Source organism: Phaeobacter piscinae (assembly GCF_002407245.1).
Lineage (GTDB): Bacteria > Pseudomonadota > Alphaproteobacteria > Rhodobacterales > Rhodobacteraceae > Phaeobacter > Phaeobacter piscinae.
In genome coordinates this window covers 1,348,523-1,368,559 of record NZ_CP010681.1, presented here as the reverse complement: position 1 = coordinate 1,368,559, position 20,037 = coordinate 1,348,523, and the positions used below count along the sequence as shown (strand labels likewise).

The window sequence follows — 20,037 nt, the reverse complement described above, 5'->3', positions numbered from 1 at the left end:
ATTTCTCCCGACAGGCGGCGCCAGAGCATGAAATTGACCCCTCGCAGCACAGCGGATTTGTCCGCCCAGATCGCCGAAGCCATTCGTGATGCGATCATCACAGGGGCGTTGATCGTCGACCAGCGGCTGCCCTCGGAGGCGGAGATGGCAGAGCAGTTTCAGGTCTCGCGCCCCACCGTGCGCGAAGCGCTGAAGCGGCTGGCCGCACAATCGCTGATCCGCACCCAGCGTGGGGCCACCGGCGGCGCCTTTGTCAATCGGCTGAGCTTTGAGGAGGCCTATGCGCAGCAGATCACCACGTCGACGCTGCTGCTCAGCATGAATGCCGTCAGTTTCGATACCGCCTGCGAGGCCCGCTATGCGCTGGAGCGCGCCTGTGCGCCGCTGGCGGCCACCCGGCGCACGGCAGATCACCTTGCCACCATGCGCGCGGAGATTTTCCGGCAGGGCCAACCTGGTCTCTCCGATGAGGCGTTTTGTGCGTCTGATGTGACCTTTCACCGGGCGCTGGTGGATGCGGCGGGCAATCCGGTTTTGTCCTATCAGCTGGCTGGCGCTGTGGAGGCGATGCAGCCGCTGATGAATATGATTACCTTCAGCGCGCGGGACCGCGCCGTGATCACTGTATTGCACAGCCAGATTGTCGAAGCCATCGAGGCCGGGGATGGCGACGCGGCCACCACCCATCTGAGCGCGCTGGAAGCGGAGAGCTGCAAGCTGGCGGCACTGGTTTTTGCGGCGCGCGCACAGCGACCCACCTCAAGCTGACGCAGCCTCGTCAGGGTTCAGCCTTGCCGTCGCAGACCATCAGAAACCTTGCAGGATTTTGATACCGCCCCCTTTGCATCCGACAAAAACCTGCCTATATAAGACTTGTTCTTCGGAACTATGGACATAAACGCGCTCGTAATAAGCGGATCGGACCCGGGGGCGGTACCCGGCGACTCCACCAAACATCCTTCATTTGGGGATCATGGGGTCGAAACAGGATCGACGAACGTCTAAAGGGGTTAGCTTTGTCTCGGCTGTCTGCCACCGTTATCGGCGAAACTTGTACAATTGCAAATGACAATCGTGCTCCGGCAATGGCAGTAGCAGCGTAAGCTGTTAATGTCGCCGAAACTTAAGTCCTTATGCCTAGCCGTGTAAGGCGGGGTTCGCAGGTACCTGGCAACAGAAACCTGCACTTTCCCTCCCCCGTATCATGGTTGTGCACAGGTTTCGGCTTATTGTGTATCGCGGAACGTCTCTCTGTTTCGGACCGCGTCAGAGTCTTGCCGTCCATCCCTTAGCAAGTACTTCGCATCAGGTCGTGCCCCCTTGTGCCGCGGCGCAGCCGGTGTTTGGTTCGGCCGTGGGATCCTCAGCAGCCGGTGTATATTTCATGCGCCATGCCTGCGGGGTCATACCGGTTACCCGGCGAAATTCTCGATTGAAGTTGGACTTCGTCTGAAAGCCCACATCGAACATGATATCGGTGACTGACCGGCGTGTCGCCTGCAACAGATCGCAGGCCTCTGCGATGCGGTAGCCGTTGACATATTGCGACACATTCATGCCCACAGAGCGGTTGATTGCTTGTGAAATTTGCCGCGATGGGATCAGCGCTTTGCGTGCCAGTCTTTCGAGGTTCAGATTGGCATCTCGATAGACATGATCGTCATTCATGAGTTCCTCGATCCGCTGGATAGTAGCCGAGCCACTCAGTTCCTCCTCATCCAGTCGGCGTGGCTGCGGCGTGTCCTGCGGCGGGGTTTTGCTATTGCTGGCAAGTGTTGCAGCCAAGCCGAGCATCACCAAGGCTGCAAAATTTGCGAACAGGATCACCGACGGCACGTGGTCCACATGCTTCCAGATGAAGCTCAGAAACAGGATCGTGTCGATCAACGCAAAGGACAGCAGAGACAGCGCCGCAAAGAAGATTGCGCGGTAGGTAGAATCCGCGCCGTCCAGCGGAGTAATCCCCAGCGCATCGGTCCCCGGCAACAGCAGCCGAAGAATGACCACCGCATAGGCCAGGAAGGTTATCACCACGACTATATCAACTGCCTCACGCCAGAAGAGCGTCAGCCCGACCACCAGAACGGTCGGCAGGTAATAGACCACCATCCGCTGCGCCAGTGGCCAGCGGTCGCGCTCAATAACATTCAACACACCAGCATAGACCAGAGCCGGCAGCAAAGTGGCCAGTATCGGCACAATGTAGGACGTGGCTTCAACATCATAGCCCCACCGCAGACCCAGCAAAAACGACTGAACCGCGCTCAGCAGAATAAGCAGCAAAAACGGTTTGTTTTTGTTGGCCGTGTCATCGTTTCTGACCACATGAATAAACAAGAACATCATCTGTGCTGAAAACATGAACTCAATCGGTATGAAAATCATTCTTTTGCTGCCCTAGTATTGACGGCCGTCTTGCATCACTGCGACGCAGGCGGAGACCATGCGGCACGCCTGTTTGCTGGGCGTAACAATGCCCGGGTTAGATGAAACAACTGTGTCGCCGCGGTGGGCGGTCTCAGCGTCGGCGGTTGGCCGACGCGTGTGAACGGCTGGACTGATCGCGCATCCCACCGCGCAGGACGCAGGGTCTGCCTGCGTGCAAGGGTGAAGGCGATCTGGTGGCTCAACCCTGCGGTATCGGGAACCGGATATCGGCGCGACAACATAGGGCAATCCCGCGACGGCCTGAGTGATTCTGCACCGCGATCGCACCCTTTGTATCACCCTACGTCAGTTCGTTTCCTCACGGGGGGGGCAAAACCTCCCATAAGTATATTCAATATCTATCTGCTCTATAACAGGTTGTGGACCAACTGCACAATTGCTTTGCCTTACTTTGTGACATCCCCCTATGAAAAGTGGAGGATTGCTGCCGATGTGGTCTGTTTGGACAGCCTTCAATTTGTGCGCGCTGATACGCTCTAGTTGGTGCGAAAAGAGATGTGGGACAGGTTCAAAGGCACGTTCACATCCACGTTTTCCCGTTTTGTATCGGGGCCGAACTCCAGCCGTGAGATCGCCTTGGCGCCGGTCAGTTTGAAACGGGCGGCATCCCCTGTGAAATTCACCACTGAGTTTTCCGACGCGATTCCGACCACGCCAAATGCGCCCTGGATGTCGGCCACCAGCCTACCGATTTCAACCTTTAGCCCGAGATCCATTGGCATAGAGATGTGAAGCTTCGGTTCGCACCACCAGCTGCTACGCAGCCCAGTGCGTGTCAGGTGGATTTCAAGGGTTTTGCCGCTTTGCTTCACCTGTGCTTCCAGACCGCATCCCAAGCTGTTTGCAGTCGAAATTTCCAGTGGCTGGACCGCGCCTTGGCTGTTGGTCAGCTTCAAGGCGGTTTCGTCGCCGACCAGCCGCACGGTGGTGATCGGGGCGGATAGTTCCGGGAGTGGTACATTCTTGGCAGTTGCGGCGCCACTGCCGATACCCAATGTCGCCATTGCAGCGGCGAGAAGACGGATCAGTGGTGAACGAACTTGCGGGCGAACGGTATAGGCGGTCATCGGATAGCTCCTGTAGCTGCTGTCGGGTGGCAAACTGTCACACCACGACCGGGTGATGTGACATATGTCTTGGCTTGAAGTCTCATCAGAGTCTCTGGTGCATGGCGCCATCTTGCCCGAGCACCGGCGCAGTTGCGTCCTGAATGGGGATTAAGGACGGACAGGATGCGGTTTTCGCAAAAGAGAACCCGAGACCGCCGGGTCATCCTCCTCTACGAAGCTGAAATGGTGAACCCGGGCGTCGGCTCTGTGCACGGCGACAGCCGCCCGGTAGCCTGCAGCCGGTGCCCAACAGCTTATTGTCCAATCCGAGACAGCACCCACCGCACTGCGGAGCACTTCAGGCGCGCTATCAGTATAGCTGACTGCAAAGCTGTTCAGCGGCAATGCCAACCCCTGCCCGGTCGCCTTGATATAAGCCTCTTTCATGGTCCATATCTGCGTGAAATGCTCTGATCGCAGCCGCCCCAGTTCAGCCAGTGCTTCTTTAGGCGCATGGTTGCGCGCCATGGCCGTCAGTGACGACAGGCTGTCTGCGCTTTCCAGATCAAACATGTTCAGCCTGCCGCACGCCGATGCGGTCTTGGATGTGGCTGACCAGAGATGCCGCGCGATTGAACTCTTGTTGTCCGATAGCGTCCGGGTCGAACTGTAGCCCGTCGATCTGATCCTCCAGCGCCAGCAGGAACTGTACGAACATGTAAGAATCCAGATCAAAAGCTTTGTCTAGCTCAGTCTCAGGTGTGATCCCGCTCACCTGCCATTCCGTAACCTCGGAAAGCGCGGTCTCGATTGCCTTGAAAATCATCGCTGTCAATGTTCCATACCTCTTTTTAAGTGATGTCCGTTCGTTCCAGCAGACAGGTCGCAAAGGTCACACCCGTCCCCGCCGCCAGCACCAACAACTGAGTGCCAGGTGAAATCTGATCAGTCTGCGACACCTCGTACTCACTCAGATTTACAAAGATGTCGGAGCAATAGCCGTGACCGAGGCCGTGGATGTCACCCTGGACGCATCGCTGATCCCAATTGAAATGACGCAGAAGCGCCCGTGTCACGGGAAGGTTCAGGTTATGGGGTAAGACCCGAAAGTCCGGGTGAAGCACATCTGCGCAATTGCTCAGACAATCCTCAACGAAGCGGATCAGTCCTGTCAGATAGTCTTTCTGAAGCGCGCGCCGGTCCTCAACTGCCATAGCATCTGGATTTTGGAAGTAGCGCGGCAGATGACGCACCTGGCTGTCGAGCAGACTCCATTTTCCGGGACCTGCATTGAACAGCGCCGCAGTGGGCAACTCGCCCAGCAACCCCACCGGCAAGCGCGCAACACTGTAGTGAAAGGCCTTCTCGCCAGTAAGGATGATCACCGGCCGATCTTCTTCACAGGCCTGGATAAACCGCATTGCCGCTAGGGCCGTGGCACAGCTGGTCATCGTCAGAGAGGTGACATCCCAGCCCTCGAGACCATAGGTGTCAACGAGACCGCGCAGCCAGTTTTCGTCCGCAAACCCATGGTGAGTTTGCGTGCGGCAGTAATAGATGACACCGCTCTCATTCCTGAGGTTGGGGTAGCCCGCCAGCAGCGGGCTGAGCGCGGAGCCAAGCATTTCGCTCAAATCTCCGCAATGCAGCCCGACACTCTCAAGCTCGAAGAAGCGCTGGTACATTTTCACAGACCCAGAGGTCAAACCATGGCTAGGGCCAAGATCTTGCAGGGGGATGCGTTTGATTTCGTCATCGGGAAAGCAAATGTGATTGAGCGCCAGCATAACGTGTCCTTTTTGCTGACGAACCTGGTCGAAAACAGGCCTTGGTCAGCGATTTCACGTTGTAGTCTGTGAATTTCGCGCAACCAGAGAACGACCTTTTTCACGATAATGTACCCTTTAGAACGTATAATCGAACCTTTAGCTTCCCTAAGGGACAGTCGCGAGCCGCCAGAGGTCAGCACCAGCCAAGCCGGTCGAGAACCGTTGGCTTTCCTTGGGAACAGGATTGTTCATTTGCCGAAACATCCTTTGCATAATACCACCTGAGGGAGATTATCATAAAGACGAATACCGGGAGCATGGCGGTGCGGCCGCAGCATCAGGTGACAGGCGCGACAGTGGACCCCAAAAGGAATCATCTTCTGTCAACGCGGGGGGCGGTCACTCATTAATTTGGTATCAACCAGCCCACCTCGCTACTCGGTTTCCCAGAGGAGCGCCCAGTTTTGGATCATTGATGAGGGTTGTTCGGAGGCCTGGGTCGCGAGTTAAACTCAGATCCATTCCACTATGCAGGTATTGAAAGACCTGGTCCATTGCCACATGGGCACCCTGCAGGCGCAGATGGAAGGCTTCCCATCCACGGATTTTTGGCCAGACCCGTCTGCTGGCCTCACCCTTCGAATAGGGAATGCCGGCCCCAATAATGGAGCCGGCACTGTCTGCCCGCTTGCAGCTTCCAGAATGGCTACCCGGCTGAACGCAGGGCTGTCGCGAGTTTCACCCGTGTTGCCGCCAATGCTGGCAGAGCACCGCCCACCATTCCAATGGCGATCCCCAAAAGCGCACCATCCTTTAGAACATCAAGGCTCACCTCTAGTTGAAAGCCAGTGGTCGTATTATTCGGGCCGACGGTGCTTGCCTGCCACCCATTGAATAATAGCCACGAAGCAGCAGCGCCCAAAACCGCGCCAGCGACCGAAAGCACCACGGCCTCGACCCACGTGCCGGCAAAAGCTGACAAGCGGGAAAAGCCGAGCGTGCGCACGGTGGCGATCTCCATGGCACGATTGGACACCGAAGTCATCATCGTGTTGATTGCTCCAACCGTGGCCCCAATCGACATCAAGATCGCCAGCGGCCAACCGAACAGTCGGATCAGCGTGGAGGTCCGCGCCGATTGCGCTGACAAAAGCTGTAACTCTGTCACCGCAGTCAGTGGCGTTTGCGACAGTGCAGGCAGGGCGGCCTGCACCGTGCCCAATGCCTGCGGGGTGATCAACGATGCACGCAGAACCTGCACCTGCCCCATCTGATCAAAAGCGGATTGCACCGCCTCAAGCGGCCCCCAGATTTCAGATTCCATTGCGCCACCATCGGCATCGAAATGCCCGACAACCAGCCAATCGACGGCCCCCAATCGCACGGTCTGACCAATACCAAAGATGCGCGCGCGCGCAGCAAGGTCGCGACCCACCACGATTTCCCGGGTTCCTTGTGAAAAACTGCGCCCGACCGCCACTTCCGCATTCGGTCTTAGCGCGACGCCCGTGGGATCCATACCGCGCAGTGCCAAGGTTTGCAGTGATCCATCCGTGGCTGTCTGAATTTCGACCGGTACGACAATCTCACGGGAGAAGACAACCGCCCCTGTCTCGTCACGTTTCAACCCCAGATCAGCCGATGTGGCCTGAAGGCTGCGGATTACGCCTGATGGCATGTCAGAGCTGGTTTCCTGGTTGGTGCCACCACCCAAAATCACGACAATTCCGGGTGAACCATTTCCAGCCAAAGCCGTCTCGAACCCCTTCGCCATCGCCAGGAACCCGGTCAGAACCGCTACCACCAGTGCAACTGAGAGCACCATGGAGAGCGAAATCCAGAGCCGCTGTGGCAGGCTGCGCAAATTGGCAGAGATCATCACCAAGGTTTGTTTTACTTGCAAAAACATCTGACTACCTCGCCCTGAACGCGTTGGAAACTGTGGTCCGCATTGCTAGACCCGCGGGCAGCAAACCGGTGAAAATCCCCAGGGACACCGTGATGATCGTCGCCTTGCCCACAACAGCCGGGGTCAAGACAAGACCAAGCGCCGGACTGGCAACCTGTGTTGCAAGTTTGGTCAGTGCCACGCCAATAAACCCGCCGAGAACGAAAATAAGCAGCGTTTCACAAAGGATTAGAACAGCGATGAACTGATTGGTGAATCCAAGCGTCTTAAGAACGCCGATTTCAAAGGTCCGTTCGCGCACCGCAAACAGCATCGTATTGATGACAATCATCAGGATGGTCACAAAGGCTGCGCCGACAACGAGCGATACGATCAGTTCAACATCCGCGAACTGGCGCAGAAAGGCCTCCAGAAATTGCTTTTCAGACTGCGTTTTTGTCGGCGCTCCAGTATTAGCAAAGAGCGCGTCAATACGTGCGGCGAGTGCACTGGCCGCGATATCCGGTGCTGGCTGCACCACGAAGCTGTCAACAGTGTCCACATTCCGTGCCCGCAACGCGTTCACGTATTCGTAGTTTGCCAGCATGAAATAAGTGTCGGTACTTGCGGTCGCCCCTTCAAACACGCCGCCGACTTCAAACCCCCAATTGCGACCACCTGCTTTCTGCAAGATATTGAACGAGGTGATGTCAATTCGCTGCCCGGCACGCCAACCTTGCGCATCGGCAAGCGCGCGCCCGACCAGAACACGATCACGGCCCTGTTTCAGCGCGGCCAGGAGATCCGGTGTCAGACCGAGGCTCTCGCTGTTGATCCGCGCAATGTCATCCGCAACTACCGCGTTGGCGACGACGACATTGCGCTCAACCTCGCTGTAGCCGCGCAGGCGGGACATATAGGCCACATCGGCCACGCCCTCCACTGAGGAAATGCGGCGCTGATAGGCGATCGGCAATGTATGACCCCGGCCCGATTTGTTCATGACGCCAAGCACATCATCATTTGCCCCAGCTGTGCCTTGGGTTCCCGACAGAAAACTGGCTGTCAGCCCGTAGATCAGGAACGCGACTGCAATACAGAAGACCAAAAGCAGGGTTCGCATGGGTTTGCGCCAAGCATTGCGTCTGGCCAATGTCAGAAAGGTCATGCGGCGACCTCTTGTGTCTCGATGAATTGCCCCTTGTTTAGGTGCAGTACACGGCTTGCATGGGTTGCAGCCTCAGGATCATGGGTGACCATCACAATAGTCTTCTTCAGTTCGCGATTGAGAAACCCCAGCACCTCCAACACCTCGTCAGCCGAGGCGCGGTCCAGATCACCCGTGGGTTCGTCGCACAGAAGCAGAGGCGGATCGCTGACGATGGCGCGGGCTATGCCCACCCGCTGCTGCTGTCCGCCGGACATGCTGGAGGGGAGTTGTTTGCCACGTCCTGAAAGGCCAACCAAATCAATGATCTTCTCGACCCGTGCACGGCGCTCGGCCCGCCCAATGGGTTTCAGTAGCAGTGGCAATTCGATATTTTCGGCCACATTCAGAGTTGGCAGCAGATTATAGAACTGAAAGACGATGCCCACGTTATGGGCACGCCAATTGGATTTCTTGGCTTCGCCCATCTGTTCAAGTTTTGAATTGCCGATCCTAATGCTGCCCTGGTCAGGTGCATCAATCCCGCTCAGCAGGTTGAGCATCGTCGATTTCCCGGATCCAGATGGCCCCATCACCGCGACAAATTCGCCGGCGCCGATCGAGAGACTGAGGCTCGAGAATATCTGGAGTTTGTCCTTGCCGAAGGTGAAACCCTTTGAGACACTATCAAACTGGATGAAGGGCATGGTCTGAGATGGGGGCATAAAAGCTACTCCTCTAAAGATTGGGCGATCAAGTATCACCCAAGGCGATACGGATGCGGGCCGCCATATTGGGGCGAATGCCATCTGGGGGGCTGTCGAGAGTGAGACGCAGTGTGATCGTGCCCCTTTCGGCTGACACGACTGGCGAAATACCCGCGACGCGAAATCCAAAGGGCTGGTCCGGGTAGCCATCCAAAACAGCCTCCCCAGTCAATCCCACCCGAAGACGCGACACTTTGGTTTCAGCAACCTCGGCATCCAGGTAGACTGACGCTGTGTCAGTGATGACCATGAGGTTGTCCGTGCTCCGGATGGTATCAACGCGCGCAAGGACGCTATTGCCGATACGGGCAGAGAGATCTGTCACCGTTCCAGACACCGGTGCCCTGATGATCAGCTCATCGACATGTTCCTGAGCGATCTGAACCTTCAGATCCGCCATAAGCACTTCTTGCTCCGCCTGCCTCAAAGCGGTTCGTGCCAACTCCAACGCCGTGGCAGCATCCTGTGTCGCGCGTGCCGTGACGGTTTCCTTAGCCAGCAGTGATGACAACCGGACATGGTCACGTATGGATTGCTCAACCTCAATACGTCGGGTATCTCGCTGAAGCACTGCAAGCGCCTGATCGATTTGTGCAGTCTGCAATGCAAATTGGGCGCCGGGATCGCTGACCTCAGCCAGCTTCTGTCCCGCGTGGACCTGATCCCCCAATTCGACAAACAGTTGCGTAATGGTTCCCTCGTACTTTGCAAAGACCGAAGCATAGTTTTGAACGGTAACGTACCCCGACCCCGTGATCTCGCCCGCCGGAGCAAGGATAGGTGCCGATTGGTGGTCGCTGATTGGACCGGAATCTGATGTGTCGACAGCAGCTGGTTCGCGCTGAATCGCCGGATCTCTTGGCTCCAGTTGGATTCCAGCCCACTCGCGCACACCCGCAACGACAGGCAACTCAGCCGACCAAAGGAAAAGCCCACCTACACCAAGAAAAGCTGCGAACAGCAGCATTCGCAGCGCCGCCAACGCACGACGCGGCTGGCCCTTAGAGGTGTGACCATCCGAAGCGGATCCAGCTGGAAGCGGGGTCAAGGCCTCGGCAAGATTTCGGTGGGTATCGGTGTGAATGTTCATGGCCCATGGATCGGCCATTTTCACTTCGGAGCGCGACCTATAAGCCGCGCATGACGTACCAAATCGTCATTTGACACTGTATTTCCCTAATGTTGAACGTCTAGATCCGAGCACGGATCGCTGCTTGCAGGTCACGGAGCACTGCCAGATTGGTCTAGCCGCATCCTCCATGGCTACCCTCTCTGCTGCCAAGACGGTCTCTCCCTTGGTCAATCCAAGTTAGGCTTGTGCACCAATCGCACAGCATGTGATGGCTTTTACGCTCTGTGGCTGATATCGTCGCGGGACGAGGCTGAATTCGATCATTGAGGTCTTGTTAACACCTGTGGTCCAGTCTGATGTGTGATCGCAATAATGGCGCTAGGTCGCGTCAGCAGTGGCACCGACCGCCAATGTCCCACACCAAGAAATTGGTGTGCATCAGTTCGGTCTCTTCCTGTAAACCCTCGAGGAAAAATGAAAAACAGCGAACGGCTCTTTCAGTGGTTTCATGATGTCTGGGTGGATCAGAACCTAGATCTGGTTGAGCCGATGTTTCATCCCGAACTAGAGGTCAATGGCCCACTCCATGGCACTGTTGCTATCGCCGAAGACTATAGAGAGGTGGTTGCGACCCTTAGCAATATCATTCACGATCTCAATCTGACGCTGACCCACGCGCTGGACGACGGCGATCTTGCAGCTATCCGGATTTGGGTGCGCGGTTATGGGCGAAACGCGGAGGAGCCGCTGGATTACTTCGGCCAATTGATTGTCCGGATGCAGGATGACCAGATCAGGGAGTTCCTGTCGAACTTCGACTATATGACCATGTTCGAGCAACTCGGCCAGTTGCCACAGGATTGTCTACCTGTCTGTATGACGGGCGAACGGTTGGCATGGACCGATGAGACATGACTGATCATCCCAGTCGGCCGCCACACCTATTTACGAGTCTGCATAAGTTACGGTTTTTCGCCTCATCAGGGCCGCAGGCTACTGGAACAGTGCACTGTTGATGGTAGAAGGTCGTCGACCAGTCGACGGGGCGCCTATGACCGAGATATTAGCAGATTCCAAAACCTCCCCAAAAGGCGACGCGATCGCTATGGCCGATCTGGTCCGGGTTTTTGGCCGTATCGGGTTGATGTCCTTTGGAGGACCGGCAGCTCAGATTGCGCTGATGCATAAGGAACTGGTCGAGGACCGCCCCTGGCTGAGTGAGGCCGGATTTCTGCGCGCGTTGTCGTTTTGCATGATGTTGCCGGGACCGGAGGCGATGCAATTGGCCACCTATGCGGGCTGGCGGTTGCGCGGCGGCCTTGGTGGTGTTCTGGCTGGGCTGCTGTTTGTGCTGCCGGGGGCATTGGTGATTGCCGCACTGGTTTATCTATACGTGAACTTTGGCACGCAACCGATTGTGCAGGCCGGATTTCTCGGCATCAAAGCCGCAGTTGTTGCTATCGTTTTGCAGGCCCTCCAACGGCTGGGTAAGAAGGCGTTGCATGGGGGGACGGATCTGGCACTGGCCGCGTTTGGATTCTTCGCGTTGTTTCTCTTTGATCTGCCGTTTCCGCTGGTCCTGCTGACCGCCGCGCTCCTCGGCAGTCTGCGTGGGGTTTCGGCGAAGGTTGAGCCTGCGGCGCGGACACCCGCGACCGCGGGGCCGCTCTGGGTAACGCTGTTGCTCTGGGGTGGTTTGTGGCTGCTGCCCCTTGGCGCGCTGAGCCTGTTTGGCCCGCAGCTGCTGGCGGATATTGGCTGGTTTTTTGCCAAGCTGGCCGTGGTCACCTTCGGCGGCGCCTATGCGGTGCTGGCCTATATGTCGCAGACCGTGGTCGCGCAGTACCAGTGGATCGAAACCGGTCAGATGATTGATGCACTGGGGCTGGCGGAGACAACACCGGGACCGCTGATCCTGGTGACGCAATTTGTGGCGATGCTGGCCGGCGCGCTGGCCTCTGGCATGTGGATGGCGCTGGCGGCTGGGTTGGTGGCGCTTTGGGCGACGTTTATGCCTTGTTTCCTCTGGATCTTTCTCGCCGCCCCTCATGTGGAGCGGATTGCCAGCCATCCCCGGCTGGGCGCCGCATTGCGGGCGATTACCGCCGTTGTGGTGGGCGTGATCCTCAACCTTTCGGTCTGGTTTTTGCTGCATGTGCTGTTTCGCGAGACTGTCACGCTGGAGCTGCCTGCGATCTCGCTTATGCTGCCGGTCATGGCCAGCCTTGATGTCTCTGCCGCCCTGCTGGTGCTGGCAGCGCCAGTTGTGGCGCTGGTCTGCGGCGGCCGACTGGCCTTGATTTTGCCCGTCATGGCCGGGCTTGGGATCGCGATATGGCAAGTCACCTAGGCTGGGCAACCGCTGTACAAACAAAGTTCATTGTCCTGCTAGTGTCAGAAATTATTTACGAATCTCTAACGAGCGACCCTTTAGTTTCCGTCAGAAATCCGTATTCTGATCCCAAAGAGATTTAAGGGTATCGGAATGTCCCGCGAAATTGACTATGGAAATCTGATGCATTCGGCCATGCGTGGCCTGATCCGCTCGGTTCTGGATGGGGTGGCGGAGCACGGGCTGCCCGGCAACCACCATTTCTTTATCACCTTTGATACCTCACACCCGGATGCGGAACTGGCGGATTGGCTGTCGGACCGCTACCCCGGCGAGATGACCGTGGTCATGCAGCACTGGTTCGACAATCTGGATGTCGGCGAGGACGGGTTTGCCATCACGCTGAATTTCGGCGATGCACCGGAGCCGCTGTATATTCCTTACGACGCGATCAAGACCTTTGTGGATCCGTCTGTGGAGTTTGGCCTGCGCTTTGAATCCCCGGAGGATGACGACGAGGTTGAGGAAATGGTCGCCGAACTCGACGATGATATCGAGATTGAGGTGGAGGAAGATCCGGCGGACAAGAAACCCGCTGACGTCGTCTCGCTCGACAGTTTCCGCAAGTAACAGAATTTCCAGCTTAGCTGGGCCGCTGCCCACTTAGACAGATGCGCTGCATAACCCATGCGGCGCATTTTTCACATCTGGGGTGATGGTGAGATGAGATTCACCCCTTAATATGCTGTTAATAAATATATTTACAGGCTTCAGACCAAGGCATTAACGGCGCTCAAGAAAGGTCTTCAATTCCTTGCGCGGGAAACCGTTGCGATGCGAGGAATAAACAAGATCCAGTCCGCCCTCCGCCAATGTGCGATCATACTGTTGCATTTCGTAGTCGCCATTGGGGCCAATAAACATCGAAAACACCGTCAGCGTGTCCCCGATAATCCGGCCCCAGACGTAAGGCTCCCCCTTCATCGGGTCGAGCTGCACAGTATGCCCGAAAACATTGCGCTTCATCGCGGCGGCGAAGATATCAGCCCGTTCGGTTGGCTGGAATTCTACATTGTAGGATTTGGTTTTGCGGCGTCCGTCCTTCTTCAGCGAGGTTGTGGTCCATTGAACATAAAACCCGTCGTCACTGTTGGCGAGGGGACCAATCCGGACGGTCGCATCGCGCTGTTCCTTGCTGCCATCGGGGTTGGGCACCTCTAGCGAGCCCTGATAACGCCCGAAGAACGGGCGCACATCGGCCGCAATCACCTGCCCCGCCAGCGCCATGATCATCAACAGCGTCAGAAAACCCGTCTGGACCTGCCACTGTAGCCGCGCCAGAGACAGCGTTTTGCCCCGCGCAGGACGCCGATGCCTGCCCTTGGTCGCGGCCTGCTGTGGCGGTTTGGCTTGATATGTCAGCACGGGCAGATCCTTTGGATTGTTGTCTGTCGCGGGTGTAACTGCGCTTAATCTAGCGGTCTTCTGATCTGGTGCAATAACTCATCCTGCAATGGCCCCTATACCTTGGGTTCGGAATGGCTATGCTGCGCGAAACTGCGCAATTGCCTCGTGGCCCGGACCGGGGTAGACGGCATACCGACGCATACATTTAGTCATCATCAGACGGAGAGAGACTTATGTCCGATACCCGCACCGAAACCGACAGCTTCGGTCCGCTTGAGGTCCCCGCCAACAAATACTGGGGCGCCCAGACCCAGCGGTCGATCATGAACTTCCCCATCGGCTGGGAAAAACAGCCCGTCGCCATCGTGCGTGCGTTGGGGGTGATCAAACAGGCCTGCGCCATGGCCAACAAGGCCTCGGGCAAGCTGGACGCCAAGATCGCCGATGCGGTCATTGAGGCGGCGGGCGAGGTGATCGAGGGCAAGTTTGACGACAACTTCCCACTGGTGGTCTGGCAGACCGGGTCCGGCACCCAGTCCAACATGAACTCCAACGAGGTGATCGCCAACCGCGCGATTGAGATCCTCGGCGGTGTGATCGGCTCCAAGGATCCGGTGCACCCGAATGATCACTGCAACATGGGCCAGTCTTCCAACGACACCTTCCCCACCGCCATGCATATCGCCACCGCGATGTCCGTGCGTGACGTGCTGGTGCCCGGGCTGACCAAACTGGCCGAAGGGCTGGAAACCAAAGCCGAGGCGTTCAAGGACATCATCAAGATCGGCCGTACCCATACCCAGGACGCCACCCCGCTGACGCTGGGGCAGGAATTTGGCGGCTATGCGCATCAGATCCGTCAAGGTCTGGCGCGGGTCGAGGCGGCGATGCCCGGCATCTATGAGCTGGCGCAGGGCGGCACCGCCGTGGGCACTGGCCTCAACACCCAAAAGGGCTGGGGCGAAGAAGTCGCTGCCAATATGGCCGAAATCACCGGCCTGCCCTTTGTCACCGCGCCGAACAAATTCGAGGCGCTGGCCGCCCATGACGCCATGGTGTTCCTGTCGGGCGCTTTGGCCACGATCGCAGGCAGCTGCTACAAGATCGCCAACGACATCCGCTTCCTCGGCTCTGGCCCGCGCTCCGGTCTGGGTGAGCTGATCCTGCCGGAAAACGAGCCGGGGTCCTCGATCATGCCGGGCAAGGTGAACCCGACACAGGCCGAGGCGCTGACGCAGGTCGCAGCCCACGTCATGGGCAATGACGCGGCGATCAAATTTGCAGGCTCGCAAGGGCATTTCGAGTTGAACGTCTACAACCCGATGATGTCCTACAATCTGCTGCAGTCGATCCAGCTCTTGGGTGATGCGGCGGACAGCTTCACCGAGCGGATGCTGAACGGCATTGAGGCCAATGAACCGCGCATCGACAAGCTGATGAAAGAGTCGCTGATGCTGGTCACCGCGCTGGCGCCCACAATCGGTTATGACAATGCCACCAAGGTCGCCAAGACAGCGCATAAGAACGGCACCACGCTGAAAGAAGAGGCGATCGCGCTTGGCTTCGTGGATGAGGCGACGTTTGACGCCGTTGTCCGCCCTGAGCAGATGATCGGCCCGAAAGACTGATGGCTGGTTCCGGTTCAGGCCCGGTTAATCTGAACCGGTATCGCAAGGAAAAGGCGCGGGCTGAGAAAAAGGCCCGCGCTGACCAGAATGCCGTGACCTATGGCCGGACCAAGGCTGAGAAGGATCTGGACAAGGCCCGCAACGCGCAAGACGTCCGGCGACTGGATGGCACGAAGCGCGACGCGCCCGAGACCGACGATGACTAATCGCCCGCGGAAACACTCCCTGACCCTGCGCGGTCATCGGACCTCGGTCTCGCTGGAGGATGAGTTCTGGCAGGCCTTCCGCGAGATTGCGGCTGAAGACGGGCGTGCCATCAACGATCTGGCCGCCGAAATTGACGAGACCAGAGGCGTGGACTGCGGTTTGGCCTCAGCCATTCGCCTGCATGTGCTGCGACGCTTAAGGTCACGTTAACCAAGTTTGGCATCTTAGAGAGATGCCGGTCCCTGCCCACCTTCACCGCTGATGCCTGATTGCTGCAACTATTCCCGTCGCAAGCCGCTGCAAAAGGCGGCGTGGTGCGTCGTGAAAAGCGGGGCACTGAACGGCTGCTGGGCTAGCGCGGAATGAGTCGCAACCAGATCCCGTTTTTCGACCGAACTGTCAGATGCGCGACTGGCACGGGTTCTTGCTCCGCAACAGGTTTCACCCGAAACCGCTGTAGGATCAGCGACAGGATCAACGGTCCTTCAATCATTGCAAAACCGGCACCTGTACAGACACGCGGTCCAGCCGAGAACGGAATATAGGCCTCGCGCTGGCAGGTCTTGCCGTTCTCCGTCTGCCAGCGACCGGGATCAAATCCGTCCGGGTTTTCCCAGAGCCGCTCGTGACGGTGCAGGTGCCAGGGGCTCAGCACCACCTGCGCGCCCTTTGGAACAGTCCGGCCGCGAAACTGCTGCGGGCAGCTGGCCTCGCGTACCATCATCGGCACCGGCGGATAAAGGCGCAGCGCCTCGCGGAAGACATCGCGACTGATCCGCAACTTAGCCGCCGCGGCAAACTGGTCCAGCGACAGCGCCGCCGCCTCCGTTGCGATTTCCTCCTGCCAGTCGGGGGCCAAAGCCACCAGATAAAGTGCCCAGGCCAATGCAGACGCGCTGGTCTCATGCCCGGCCAGAAAAAAGATCGCCACCTGATCAACCATCTCATCCGTCGTGAACAGCTCACCGGTTTCGGGGTCTTGTGTGGTCATGATCTTGGTGGCCAGATCATCCGGTGCCTGGCCCGATGCGATGGCCGTCATGCGCTGGTTTGTGAGATCCCTGATCAGACCCCGGATCCGGGCCGCATTCCGCCGCGTGGCGGGTCGGTGAAATCTGGGCAGCCAGCGTGGCAGCGGCACAAAGGCCGCGAGATTGAGAATAGGCTGGCCCTGCTGATAGGCGCGAAACCGGTGAAACACCTCTTGTGCCAGATGATGCTCGATCGGGATCGAGAACAGCGTGCGGAAGATCACATCCGCTGCCGCGTGGGAGGTTTCCGCCTCGATTTCAATGGGCGCGCCCGGATCCTTGTTCAGTTGGTCACAAAGACGGGTGACAGCAGCCTGCGCAGCGGCGTGAATGGCCGGATAGATCTCTCGCAGCCGGCCGCCCTCGAATGCAGGGTCGATAATCCGGCGCTGCCGTTTCCAGACCTCGCCATTGGTAAGAAAAACCGAATTGCCAAGCAACGGGCGCAGCCCCTCACCAATGCGGTTTGATTTCGGGAATACCTCCGGACGGTCCTTTAGCACCGTGCGCACCAGATCCGGTTGATTGACCAGAAAAGACCGAAAGAAGGGCGTGCGAAACTCTGCCATCCAGGCACGATAAAGCTTGGCCGGCTGCGCCGAGAGAAGATCCGCGCGAAACAGCCGCAGATAGCGCCAAAGCGAGACCTTGGCGGCGCGGGCCGCAGGTTTTGGCGGGATGATCACAGGTCCCTCAGCTGATGCCGCAGCCTCGCTGTCAGGGCGATCATCCAAGTGCGGCAGATCCCCCATCACCCACCAACCGAAGTGTATTTGGACGCGGTCACATCAATACGTGAGCGCGACGGATTGCGGTTGCGATAGCGGCTTTCCAATGTGCGCGGACCTGCCGTGATCTGAAAATAGTCGTAGTCTCCCGGCTGATCAAAGGCGCAAAGATATTGGAAATGCAGCCGGAAGAAGCGCCAGCGCAGCGCCGCCCATCGTGCCGGGCTGAGGGTCTGGGTAAAGGCCGCCGAGATAACCAGCGGCCAGCGTTTCTGCGGTGGGGACACCCCCGTGACCGCGACCGGATCACAGAGCGCAAAGGCGCAGCCATCCCCCGGTGCGGTGACGTCGACCCAGCAAAGATCTCCCCGCCCGGAGAGGTCACGCAGATCACGCCGCAGGCGATGCGCCTCAGGCAGGAAGGAGACCATCGGCACCACCTGCCCAAGGCTCAAAAACCCCAGCACCGCATGACGCCCCGCCAGCCCGCTGCGCTGCACATCAGCCAGCACGCTGACACCGACATGCGCCCCGGACGAATGGCCCACCACCAGCACCTCATCATAGCTGGGATCGCTGAGCGCCACGGCAATCTCACCCGCGAATTGGGCGATACGCTGCTCCAGCTCTGGTGCGTAGGCGCCGCGCAAGGCTGCGGAATGGTCGTAATCATGCATCAGATAATAGGCAAAGAGACGGCCATCCTGCCGCCGGAACCAACGCAACAGCATGGCTGCCGCAACCAGACCGGCGACCCAAAACACCAGTGCAGCCAGCGCCGCACCCCAGGTGGAGGTCAGCCCAAGCCGGGCAACGCCCCCCTGCCCAAGACGCGCGATTACCAGCGCCACGATGAAGGCCAGCGCCGCCTGCAGCACCAGCATCCCCACGGGGTACAGGGCAGCAATGACCGGCCCTTTGCGCAGCCACATCAGCCGTCGCAGCGTTCCGGTGGAAATATAGATCCAGGCAGTACGCACCATCTGCCAATAGGTCTCGGCAATGGATGGATCCATGCTGTCCTGCACGATGTCGGACCAGACCAGCACGTCAACATCGGTGTCGACCTCATGCCCCTCAATCTCTGCGTGGACCTGCCAGCCAAAGCCGCCTGCGCCGTCGGTCGCGGTCGCGCTCTTGGGACGCGGCACCAGAGACAGCTGATAGCCGGAAATCTCGGCCTGCGCTGCGCCCTCACTGCGATAAAGCTCACGGTAGCGGCGCGGCGGCATCGGGTCGTAGCCGGGGATATAGAAGACCTTGCGACGACGTACCGGCGGATCCTGCGGTGCGCCGTCCGGATCCCGGTGCGGCGCACTGGCTGTGGGGGTTTTGGGGTTCTGCTCTTGCACGGATTGCGCGGCCCGATTTGCCTGTTGTTGTCCGCTCAGCTTAGCCGCGCTGCATCAAAAGCGTAAGCCCCGCCGGTGATTTGCCGAGCGGGGCTTTTGATCCGTGCAAAAGCCGCAGTGGGTCGTGCGGATCAGCCGAGTGTTGCCAGCGCCGGGAAGGTCTCCAACAGCCAGAAGGAGAATTCAGAAAACAGACCGGTGACAAGCATCACACCGACAAAGATCAGCAGCCCGCCCATGAACTTCTCAATCACGCCCATGTAGGGCTTGATCCGGTTCATCAGCACCATGGAGCGGGTGAGGAAGATCGCGGCCAAGAGAAACGGCACACCCAGTCCCAATGCGTAGATCCCCAGCAGCAAGGTGCCGCGTGTGACCGAAGCCTCGGTCGCCGCCAGCGACAGGATCGCGCCGAGTTGAGGGCCGATGCAGGGAGTCCAGCCGAAGGCAAAGGCCAGCCCAAGAATATAAGCCCCAACCGCCGAGCCGCCGGATTGATCGGTTTCCATCCGCGCCTCACGATCAAGCAGCGGAATGCGGAACACGGAAAGGAAATGCAGTCCGAAGACAATCACCACAACGCCGGAGACCTGCGCAAAAAGCTCCTGATTCTGCAGCACAAACGCGCCAAAGGCCGAAGCGGTGAAGCCCAGCAGCAGAAACACCGTAGACAGCCCCATGATAAAGAACAGCGCGGCCACAATGGCCTTGCGTCTGGCCTGCGCCGTGCCTTGGATCTCTCCAATGGAGACGCCGCTCATATAGGCCAGATAGGGCGGCACGATGGGCAGGACACAGGGCGACAGAAAACTGACCAATCCAGCCGTCAGCGCCACCAGCATGGCAGGGATCAGCCCTGCGTCGATGATTTCAATTCCAAACATGCCCAACCCTTAGACCAGCCTCTGACAAAGGTCACGGGGGGAGCTGGTCACAACCTTGTGGACAGGATGAAACAACCGGATTATCTGCAAGGGATGACCCACGAAAACGAGATCCTCGACGCCCTCGGGCTGCTCTGCCCTCTGCCCGTGCTAAAGGCACGTAAGCGTCTGAAACCATTGGCCTCTGGCAGGGTATTGGAGGTACATGCCGATGACCCGGCTGCGGTGGTGGACATCCCGCATTTCTGCCATGAGGCAGGCCATGAGCTGTTGGAAATCCGCGACAATCCGCAGCATCAGATCTATCTGATCCGCAAGGGTGGCTGAG

At 58.4% G+C, this 20,037-nt stretch carries 21 protein-coding genes and 1 other RNA gene; 9 read left to right on the top strand and 13 right to left on the bottom strand.

What is annotated here, in order from left to right:
* Positions 1 to 27 precede the first annotated feature (27 nt).
* Positions 28 to 768 carry a FadR/GntR family transcriptional regulator gene (locus tag phaeop14_RS06425; RefSeq protein ID WP_040178332.1) on the top strand — a complete coding sequence of 247 codons (741 nt, stop codon included), beginning with the start codon at positions 28 to 30 and terminating at the stop codon, positions 766 to 768.
* Between the two features lie 68 nt (positions 769 to 836).
* Positions 837 to 1,188: a transfer-messenger RNA gene (gene ssrA / locus phaeop14_RS06420) on the top strand.
* A gap of 117 nt (positions 1,189 to 1,305) precedes the next feature.
* Here ssrA and phaeop14_RS06415 read toward each other — a convergent pair.
* The 9 genes from phaeop14_RS06415 to phaeop14_RS06375 form a co-directional block, all read right to left on the bottom strand.
* The gene (locus tag phaeop14_RS06415; RefSeq protein ID WP_082035277.1) at positions 1,306 to 2,385 is read right to left on the bottom strand and encodes a helix-turn-helix domain-containing protein; all 1,080 of its coding nucleotides are present in this window, start codon (positions 2,383 to 2,385) and stop codon (positions 1,306 to 1,308) included.
* A 539-nt stretch (positions 2,386 to 2,924) separates the two neighbouring features.
* Entirely contained in the window at positions 2,925 to 3,515 is a 591-nt protein-coding gene (locus tag phaeop14_RS06410; protein ID WP_096789064.1) for a hypothetical protein, read from the bottom strand.
* A gap of 150 nt (positions 3,516 to 3,665) precedes the next feature.
* A complete protein-coding gene (locus tag phaeop14_RS06405; RefSeq protein WP_096789063.1) occupies positions 3,666 to 4,070 on the bottom strand; it encodes a 4'-phosphopantetheinyl transferase superfamily protein in 405 nt (134 codons plus the stop codon).
* Positions 4,063 to 4,323 (bottom strand): phosphopantetheine-binding protein, encoded by a 261-nt coding sequence (locus tag phaeop14_RS06400; RefSeq protein ID WP_096789062.1) that lies wholly within the window; start codon positions 4,321 to 4,323, stop codon positions 4,063 to 4,065. Before phaeop14_RS06400 ends, phaeop14_RS06405 begins: the two co-directional genes overlap by 8 nt.
* 25 nt (positions 4,324 to 4,348) lie before the next feature.
* A complete protein-coding gene (locus tag phaeop14_RS06395) occupies positions 4,349 to 5,284 on the bottom strand; it encodes a 3-oxoacyl-[acyl-carrier-protein] synthase III C-terminal domain-containing protein (RefSeq protein ID WP_096789061.1) in 936 nt (311 codons plus the stop codon).
* Between the two features lie 688 nt (positions 5,285 to 5,972).
* On the bottom strand, positions 5,973 to 7,175 hold the full coding sequence (locus phaeop14_RS06390) for an ABC transporter permease (protein ID WP_040168841.1): 1,203 nt from the start codon (positions 7,173 to 7,175) through the stop codon (positions 5,973 to 5,975).
* A gap of 4 nt (positions 7,176 to 7,179) precedes the next feature.
* Entirely contained in the window at positions 7,180 to 8,322 is a 1,143-nt protein-coding gene (locus phaeop14_RS06385) for an ABC transporter permease (RefSeq protein WP_040178312.1), read from the bottom strand.
* On the bottom strand, positions 8,319 to 9,026 hold the full coding sequence (locus tag phaeop14_RS06380; protein WP_040178310.1) for an ABC transporter ATP-binding protein: 708 nt from the start codon (positions 9,024 to 9,026) through the stop codon (positions 8,319 to 8,321). The genes phaeop14_RS06385 and phaeop14_RS06380 overlap by 4 nt, the downstream gene beginning before the upstream one ends.
* A gap of 28 nt (positions 9,027 to 9,054) precedes the next feature.
* Positions 9,055 to 10,035 carry an efflux RND transporter periplasmic adaptor subunit gene (locus phaeop14_RS06375; RefSeq protein ID WP_244905813.1) on the bottom strand — a complete coding sequence of 327 codons (981 nt, stop codon included), beginning with the start codon at positions 10,033 to 10,035 and terminating at the stop codon, positions 9,055 to 9,057.
* A 579-nt stretch (positions 10,036 to 10,614) separates the two neighbouring features.
* Between phaeop14_RS06375 and phaeop14_RS06370 the strand changes: the two genes are divergently transcribed.
* The 3 genes from phaeop14_RS06370 to phaeop14_RS06360 all read left to right on the top strand — a co-directional run bounded on the left by phaeop14_RS06370 (position 10,615) and on the right by phaeop14_RS06360 (position 13,102).
* The gene (locus tag phaeop14_RS06370) at positions 10,615 to 11,055 is read left to right on the top strand and encodes a nuclear transport factor 2 family protein (protein WP_040168833.1); all 441 of its coding nucleotides are present in this window, start codon (positions 10,615 to 10,617) and stop codon (positions 11,053 to 11,055) included.
* Positions 11,056 to 11,191: 136 nt separating this feature from the next.
* Positions 11,192 to 12,490, top strand: coding sequence for a chromate efflux transporter (gene chrA, locus phaeop14_RS06365; RefSeq protein ID WP_096789059.1), 1,299 nt, complete (start codon positions 11,192 to 11,194; stop codon positions 12,488 to 12,490).
* Between the two features lie 135 nt (positions 12,491 to 12,625).
* Positions 12,626 to 13,102: an SspB family protein gene (locus tag phaeop14_RS06360; protein ID WP_024097465.1), complete on the top strand. Its 477-nt coding sequence runs from the start codon at positions 12,626 to 12,628 to the stop codon at positions 13,100 to 13,102.
* Between the two features lie 153 nt (positions 13,103 to 13,255).
* Here the strand turns inward: phaeop14_RS06360 and phaeop14_RS06355 are convergent, their stop codons facing one another.
* The gene (locus phaeop14_RS06355) at positions 13,256 to 13,897 is read right to left on the bottom strand and encodes a hypothetical protein (RefSeq protein ID WP_096789058.1); all 642 of its coding nucleotides are present in this window, start codon (positions 13,895 to 13,897) and stop codon (positions 13,256 to 13,258) included.
* 215 nt (positions 13,898 to 14,112) lie between these two features.
* Between phaeop14_RS06355 and fumC the strand changes: the two genes are divergently transcribed.
* Genes fumC through phaeop14_RS06340 form a run of 3 tightly spaced genes read left to right on the top strand, consistent with a single transcriptional unit; the run spans position 14,113 to position 15,924 of the window.
* On the top strand, positions 14,113 to 15,507 hold the full coding sequence (fumC, locus tag phaeop14_RS06350) for a class II fumarate hydratase (protein WP_040168824.1): 1,395 nt from the start codon (positions 14,113 to 14,115) through the stop codon (positions 15,505 to 15,507).
* The gene (locus tag phaeop14_RS06345) at positions 15,507 to 15,713 is read left to right on the top strand and encodes a DUF4169 family protein (protein ID WP_040178306.1); all 207 of its coding nucleotides are present in this window, start codon (positions 15,507 to 15,509) and stop codon (positions 15,711 to 15,713) included. The genes fumC and phaeop14_RS06345 overlap by 1 nt, the downstream gene beginning before the upstream one ends.
* Complete coding sequence (locus tag phaeop14_RS06340) at positions 15,706 to 15,924, top strand: ribbon-helix-helix domain-containing protein (RefSeq protein ID WP_029601902.1); 219 nt, start codon at positions 15,706 to 15,708, stop codon at positions 15,922 to 15,924. The genes phaeop14_RS06345 and phaeop14_RS06340 overlap by 8 nt, the downstream gene beginning before the upstream one ends.
* Positions 15,925 to 16,066: 142 nt before the next feature.
* On the opposite strand, the gene phaeop14_RS06335 is transcribed toward phaeop14_RS06340, so the two are convergent.
* The 3 genes from phaeop14_RS06335 to phaeop14_RS06325 all read right to left on the bottom strand — a co-directional run bounded on the left by phaeop14_RS06335 (position 16,067) and on the right by phaeop14_RS06325 (position 19,709).
* Entirely contained in the window at positions 16,067 to 17,497 is a 1,431-nt protein-coding gene (locus phaeop14_RS06335; protein WP_096789057.1) for a cytochrome P450, read from the bottom strand.
* Positions 17,497 to 18,705, bottom strand: a complete 1,209-nt coding sequence (locus phaeop14_RS06330; protein WP_416011396.1) for a hypothetical protein — start codon at positions 18,703 to 18,705, stop codon at positions 17,497 to 17,499. The genes phaeop14_RS06335 and phaeop14_RS06330 overlap by 1 nt, the downstream gene beginning before the upstream one ends.
* Before the next feature lie 251 nt (positions 18,706 to 18,956).
* Positions 18,957 to 19,709 carry a cytochrome c biogenesis CcdA family protein gene (locus phaeop14_RS06325; RefSeq protein ID WP_096789055.1) on the bottom strand — a complete coding sequence of 251 codons (753 nt, stop codon included), beginning with the start codon at positions 19,707 to 19,709 and terminating at the stop codon, positions 18,957 to 18,959.
* A 93-nt stretch (positions 19,710 to 19,802) separates the two neighbouring features.
* Here phaeop14_RS06325 and phaeop14_RS06320 point away from each other — a divergent pair, with 93 nt between their 5' ends.
* Entirely contained in the window at positions 19,803 to 20,036 is a 234-nt protein-coding gene (locus phaeop14_RS06320; protein WP_040169560.1) for a sulfurtransferase TusA family protein, read from the top strand.
* The last annotated feature ends 1 nt before the right edge of the window (position 20,037 follow it).

Excerpts from the sequence above, each read along its gene's own strand:
- phaeop14_RS06425 (WP_040178332.1), top strand. The coding sequence starts at position 28 with ATGAAATTGACCCCTCGCAGCACAGCGGATTTGTCCGCCCAGATCGCC.
- phaeop14_RS06415 (WP_082035277.1), bottom strand. The coding sequence starts at position 2,385 with ATGATTTTCATACCGATTGAGTTCATGTTTTCAGCACAGATGATGTTC.
- phaeop14_RS06410 (WP_096789064.1), bottom strand. The coding sequence starts at position 3,515 with ATGACCGCCTATACCGTTCGCCCGCAAGTTCGTTCACCACTGATCCGT.
- phaeop14_RS06405 (WP_096789063.1), bottom strand. The coding sequence starts at position 4,070 with ATGTTTGATCTGGAAAGCGCAGACAGCCTGTCGTCACTGACGGCCATG.
- phaeop14_RS06400 (WP_096789062.1), bottom strand. The coding sequence starts at position 4,323 with ATGATTTTCAAGGCAATCGAGACCGCGCTTTCCGAGGTTACGGAATGG.
- phaeop14_RS06395 (WP_096789061.1), bottom strand. The coding sequence starts at position 5,284 with ATGCTGGCGCTCAATCACATTTGCTTTCCCGATGACGAAATCAAACGC.
- phaeop14_RS06390 (WP_040168841.1), bottom strand. The coding sequence starts at position 7,175 with ATGTTTTTGCAAGTAAAACAAACCTTGGTGATGATCTCTGCCAATTTG.
- phaeop14_RS06385 (WP_040178312.1), bottom strand. The coding sequence starts at position 8,322 with ATGACCTTTCTGACATTGGCCAGACGCAATGCTTGGCGCAAACCCATG.
- phaeop14_RS06380 (WP_040178310.1), bottom strand. The coding sequence starts at position 9,026 with ATGCCCCCATCTCAGACCATGCCCTTCATCCAGTTTGATAGTGTCTCA.
- phaeop14_RS06375 (WP_244905813.1), bottom strand. The coding sequence starts at position 10,035 with ATGCTGCTGTTCGCAGCTTTTCTTGGTGTAGGTGGGCTTTTCCTTTGG.
- phaeop14_RS06370 (WP_040168833.1), top strand. The coding sequence starts at position 10,615 with ATGAAAAACAGCGAACGGCTCTTTCAGTGGTTTCATGATGTCTGGGTG.
- chrA (WP_096789059.1), top strand. The coding sequence starts at position 11,192 with ATGACCGAGATATTAGCAGATTCCAAAACCTCCCCAAAAGGCGACGCG.
- phaeop14_RS06360 (WP_024097465.1), top strand. The coding sequence starts at position 12,626 with ATGTCCCGCGAAATTGACTATGGAAATCTGATGCATTCGGCCATGCGT.
- fumC (WP_040168824.1), top strand. The coding sequence starts at position 14,113 with ATGTCCGATACCCGCACCGAAACCGACAGCTTCGGTCCGCTTGAGGTC.
- phaeop14_RS06345 (WP_040178306.1), top strand. The coding sequence starts at position 15,507 with ATGGCTGGTTCCGGTTCAGGCCCGGTTAATCTGAACCGGTATCGCAAG.
- phaeop14_RS06340 (WP_029601902.1), top strand. The coding sequence starts at position 15,706 with ATGACTAATCGCCCGCGGAAACACTCCCTGACCCTGCGCGGTCATCGG.
- phaeop14_RS06335 (WP_096789057.1), bottom strand. The coding sequence starts at position 17,497 with ATGGGGGATCTGCCGCACTTGGATGATCGCCCTGACAGCGAGGCTGCG.
- phaeop14_RS06330 (WP_416011396.1), bottom strand. The coding sequence starts at position 18,705 with ATGCCGCCGCGCCGCTACCGTGAGCTTTATCGCAGTGAGGGCGCAGCG.
- phaeop14_RS06325 (WP_096789055.1), bottom strand. The coding sequence starts at position 19,709 with ATGTTTGGAATTGAAATCATCGACGCAGGGCTGATCCCTGCCATGCTG.
- phaeop14_RS06320 (WP_040169560.1), top strand. The coding sequence starts at position 19,803 with ATGACCCACGAAAACGAGATCCTCGACGCCCTCGGGCTGCTCTGCCCT.